Origin of the sequence: Caldimonas tepidiphila (assembly GCF_003569765.1) — a bacterium.
Classification (GTDB): Bacteria; Pseudomonadota; Gammaproteobacteria; order Burkholderiales; family Burkholderiaceae_C; genus Caldimonas; species Caldimonas tepidiphila.
The window spans coordinates 1-777 of sequence record NZ_QXMG01000186.1 but is presented as its reverse complement, the minus strand read 5'-3'; the positions used below and the strand labels follow the sequence as shown (position 1 = coordinate 777).

The 777-nt window shown below is 60.9% G+C and carries 1 protein-coding gene and 1 pseudogene; one reads left to right on the top strand and one right to left on the bottom strand.

Annotation, left to right across the window (positions count from 1 at the left end; translation table 11 throughout):
- Positions 1-529, top strand: a 529-nt coding sequence (locus D3A59_RS25025) for a tripartite tricarboxylate transporter substrate binding protein (protein ID WP_170162399.1), incomplete at its 5' end; no start/stop codon positions are given.
- Between the two features lie 58 nt (positions 530-587).
- Here the strand turns inward: D3A59_RS25025 and D3A59_RS26600 are convergent.
- Positions 588-718, bottom strand: a pseudogene (locus D3A59_RS26600) (IS256 family transposase); the annotation flags it as partial.
- Positions 719-777: the final 59 nt, after the last annotated feature.

The following is a 777-nucleotide window of genomic DNA, read 5'->3' as shown; positions in this document are numbered from 1 at the left end:
GGCGCTGTCAAGCCACGCCCCGCCCGGCGCCCTCGCTGCCATTTGTGCAACAAAGCCCACCGAACTGTTCGAGTCCGAGGCCGGCATCGACATGCTGCATGTGCCCTATCAAGGCGCGGGGCCGGGAGTGACCGCTCTGATCGCAGGAAACGTCGACATGATGATCGTTCCGGCGGGCACGGCCGAGCAACATCGGAAAACCGGCAAGCTGAAGATACTGGCCATCGCGGGACCCGGCCGTTATCCCGTCATCGCTGATGTGCCGACGACAGCTGAACAGGGGTACCCCTCCGTGATCGTTCAGCAGTGGTTCGGCCTTTCCGTGCCCAAGGGAAGTTCGGTCGAGGTAATCAACCGCCTCTCCAAGGAATTCTCTCGAGCGCTGGCAACGAAAGAGTCCGCGGACTGGATCGCAGCGCAAGGGGGTGAGCCGTTTCCCGTGAACGCGGCTCAGTTCCGCAGTTTCTCAGAGAGCGAATCCGCTCGGTGGCGGAAAGTCATCAGCGAGGCACGGATTCAAATTCAGTAACAGCAGCCTGTTCTCCCCGATATCCTCGGGGAAGCGGCACGGGTGATTGAAAAGGGCTTTGTTGCAACAAAGCCTCCGTGACCAAGCTGATGAACTCCGGCGACCACTCGGTGGCGTACTGCTCGGCCAGGAAGCCCCGGATATCGCGGATCGGTACATCGCCACGATCTTGTCGTCGGAGCCCGTGAAAGGCTCTGTTGCACAAATGAATTGAGGGGGAGCTTCCCCTGACCCCGGGCGGAGTTATG